Here is a 4,005-nt window from a genome sequence, read left to right as displayed (position 1 = left end):
CTTGTCATAAATTGGCATCAATTGTTTCGATGTCGCACGTGTCAGTGGATACAAACGTGTACCTGAACCACCAGCTAAAATTATTCCTTTCATATCTGTCCTCCAAAAATTAAATTTCGGCTAACTGCTTAATAACATTTTTCGTAAAATAGCCTGAACGCAGTTTTTCTGCCAATTTAACAACATTATCCTTTAGAACTAGATAATCCTCTTCTGACAGATTATCTAACAAATCATCTAGCTCCTCAAGGCTATCAACAACTACTCCTATTTTATTCTCTAACACGAAATCCGCAAGTGCTGCTTTGCTCCAAATGATAACTGGAATTCCTGTACTTATATAAAGTGAGGCTTTGTGCGGATTGTTAAAGAGCTGATAATGTCCAAATGTTCCTGCGCAAGTTTGAATCTCAGGTCCATCCCAAATCAAACCAAAATTCTGTGTCAAATGGCTAGGCAATTCCTCAGGCGTAAACTGGCCTGAATAAATTATATTGCTCGAATGCACTTTGGGCATATCTGGACCAAATGTGTAAAGCTGATGTTTCATCTTAAGTTTAGACAAAAAAGTGGATTTAAACAACGCCCCCGCAAAACAAATAGTCTTTTCATAAGGTACGTTTTCTTGGATTGGTACAGGATTATCGTAGTCAAAAATTCCCAAAACAATCATTGGTGTTAATACCTTTTTTTCTCTAAGCCAAGTTTGCATTCTTTTATTATGAACTATCAATACATCTGCTTTATTAAAAAGTTTAATCTCCCATTCCTGCTTTTTCCCATCACCATTACGTTGTAAACTTTGTACATCATGAATCCAAATAATTAATTTAGTTTTTTCTTTTTTCTCTAGTCGTTTGACAAAATTGTCAACGATATATGGTGAAGGAATTGGGTGTTGCAATATTACATTATTTATTTCATCATTTGAAAAAAATTTTTTTAAACGAAAATGCGTGTACCAGATTCTTGAAAATTTGTTGGTCTGGTATGGATTTATCATAAAAGAAATATAGTTATCCCTTGCTAAAAAGTTGATTATATCTTCTTTCGCTTTGCTTCCACCCATTTTACCAGGCTCCCCAGAAGTAACAACATAATTTGCCATTAGAAAGAACTCTCCTTAAGTTTAGAATTGCTGCTCTACTTTTTTTTCAACATTTGCTTAGCTTTATCCACAATTGTTGGTTTTAAAATTAAGATCATACCAAAATAAATAATAATTCCAAGCAGAACTTCTAGAAAAAGTGAAAGCACACTTGTCCTCACTGAATTATTGATTTTGAAGATAGGAACAAACATAACAATTCCTGCTACAAAATACTTACTAACATTTTGAAATAGCTTTCGATACTCGACTTCCTTCCGGATCGCCCAAAGCTGGTAGCCTGTCACACATATTTCTGAAATTACAGTCGCCAAAACAGCTCCTGCTAATCCTCCAAAATAAATTAGTGGTAAATTCAAAATAATATTAACAATTGCTCCTACAAGTACGGAATTTGTATATTCTTTTGTACGATTTGTCGGCAATAAGAATTGGGTCCCGATTGCATTACTCCATCCTATTAGTAAAATAACAGGTGATTCAAGTAATATTGCCCCTCCGACTGCTTCAAATCCCTTTCCAAAGAAATACGGTCCTAGATGAATTGATAGTCCAGCTAATCCAAACATCATTGCCATCGTTAAAAAAGAAATAAAATCAAATGAGTCATACAACATTTGGTTTACTTTATTTTTCTCTCCATTGGCGAACGCATTTGCTACATGTGGTAGCATGACTGTCCCAGTTGCTGTAGCGACTGCTAGAACGGTTTTTATCAGAGTGTCCGCATTATTGTAGTATCCTGAATTAACGGTACTAGTTAACTGACCTAACATCGTTTTATTTAGAACAGCATAGACACTAATAGCGACTTGCGGAATAAATAATACAATAGATGGCCTAATGTGCCTAAAGGGTTGTAGATCCTTTAGTGGTACCTTAATAATAAGATGCCTAATAAATGGCCATAGTGTGAAGTTCCCCAATAATGAACCCAGACCAAGTATAATAATATATATTCCAATATCACTTTTATCTTTTACAAAAATAAAAATAGCAGCCAATGAAATTAGTTTCACCAGAGTATTTCTGGTTACCGTTTTTTTGAAATCCTCAATTCCCATATAAAACCATGAAATGTCAAACATAACTGCTAATAAATTTAGTGACTGAAACAACATCAATAGAGAATGTTTACTAAATGGCAGATATATGAAGAATGCGAGAAAAGCTGCAATAACAGTTACAGCTCTTAAAATTACAATTTCCCAAAAAGTTTTTGACATTTTATATTGGTCTTCTCTTAAATACGCTATCTGCCTATTACCATACAGATTAATTCCTAAACTTCCAAATAAAACGAAGTATGTAATAATCGAGTTTGTATAAGCATTTATCCCAACTCCCGTATTTGTCAAAACTCGACTAACGTATGTTATTGAGACCAATGGTAACATTACAAGTAATAACTGGTATCCAGCATTATACAAGTAGTTGCGAACAACATTCATATCTTGCTCCTTTATAATCCACATATTTGACAACTATTAATTGTCATAAATTAAAAGTTCTCTTTATTAAAAACTAAACCAAGTGTAATTATAGACGATACAGCGGTAAATCTCAATTAACGTTAGAAAAACGACACCTTTATGGCTTAATGACCAGAAGTTGCAACGATTTCACATTTAATCAATATATTAAAATGTTAGCCCATTTTTTAACAGATAGTGGATAATCTCCCAACGTTAAGAAACTTTAAGCATTATATTCATCTATCAAAATCAATAACTCTTGATTACCCTTTAACAAATATACATATTATGTTGTACTCTAAAAAATATGAAAATACTTAAATTTGCTGAGAGTGGCAACATATCATGTAATTCTTGAAAAACTGATAAAAATTTAAATTGCCATCTCTGGGTAATGCTACTACCTCAGTAAATTACATATGTACTTATACTATCATAAATATAAAAATGATCAGCACCTAAAGATATATATTAATTTAACAGTTCCTTAATAAATAGAATTTAATTTTTAAAATTATATTTTTTATCGTATATTTAATAATTATTTCAAAACAATTTTGCTTCTTATCATAAAATTATACTTCTTCGATGTACCAGTAGATTATTATGCTCACAAAAAACAGAGTAATTGCTACTAAAAAAGCAAGTCTCTGTTTATCTGTTTATTGAATTTAATTTTTTATAAATAATATTTCGAATTTTATTTTTTCATAACAGACAAAACCAATTTATCCTAAGCACTCTGTCCAGGAGAATCTATAATCTAAAAATAAAATTGTACCCTTTTAACTTTCTAAAACACCCGTGTATGCATTAAAGTAATATTTAACGCCATCAATAATTTGACTTTCTCTTAATAATTTACCGTCTTTATAAAAGTAGTACTTTTTACCATCAATTGTCTGCCAACTGCTACCAAGCTAGATAAGTATGTTGAACTTTTTGATGCATAAAACCCCTGGTTAGTATAACCTCCACTAAACAAAACACTTTGAAATACGGACAAGTTACTCCCAACTGATGAAACTTCACTTGCTTCCGCCTCAATATCAGAAAAAATTAAAATATCCGTATTAACATTATTTTCTTTCAACCATGTCAGTAAATAATTGGCCTCAGTTTCTGCCTCGGTTGCAGTAGTATATTTTGCGTACTGATATAATGCTACATTTAGACCAGCATTTGCAGCGTATTTCATTTGTGTAAGAGCGTATGAATTTGTATATGATGATCCTTCCGTTGCTTTTACGATAATCGTTTTTACACCGAGTAACTTGAGATTTTGATAATTTGTCTCGGTCAGTCCACTTTGATGAGAGGAGACATCAACAGCAGATACAACAGGTCGTGTACTATCATCAATATACCAACTATCTATTTCAGTAGCTTTTACAGAATAAACACTGAAACAAACAAAAAAAG

Annotated in this window: 5 protein-coding genes; all 5 read right to left on the bottom strand. The window is 32.1% G+C overall.

Features of this window, described 5'->3' with window-relative positions; translation table 11 throughout:
- On the bottom strand, positions 1-93 hold a 93-nt coding region (locus GSM_RS13815), incomplete at its 3' end, for a sugar phosphate nucleotidyltransferase (RefSeq protein ID WP_010077694.1).
- Positions 94-109: 16 nt separating this feature from the next.
- The gene (locus GSM_RS01480) at positions 110-1,108 is read right to left on the bottom strand and encodes a glycosyltransferase (RefSeq protein WP_003689639.1); all 999 of its coding nucleotides are present in this window, start codon (positions 1,106-1,108) and stop codon (positions 110-112) included.
- Positions 1,109-1,143: 35 nt separating this feature from the next.
- Entirely contained in the window at positions 1,144-2,559 is a 1,416-nt protein-coding gene (locus GSM_RS01475; protein WP_003689642.1) for an oligosaccharide flippase family protein, read from the bottom strand.
- 809 nt (positions 2,560-3,368) lie between these two features.
- Positions 3,369-3,482: a hypothetical protein gene (locus GSM_RS15550; protein ID WP_081484417.1), complete on the bottom strand. Its 114-nt coding sequence runs from the start codon at positions 3,480-3,482 to the stop codon at positions 3,369-3,371.
- On the bottom strand, positions 3,437-4,005 hold a 569-nt coding region (locus GSM_RS13810; RefSeq protein ID WP_010077693.1), incomplete at its 5' end, for a GH25 family lysozyme. The genes GSM_RS15550 and GSM_RS13810, both read right to left, overlap by 46 nt.

Source organism: Liquorilactobacillus mali KCTC 3596 = DSM 20444, assembly GCF_000260415.1.
Classification (GTDB): domain Bacteria; phylum Bacillota; class Bacilli; order Lactobacillales; family Lactobacillaceae; genus Liquorilactobacillus; species Liquorilactobacillus mali.
This window is presented reverse-complemented; position numbering and strand designations above follow the sequence as displayed.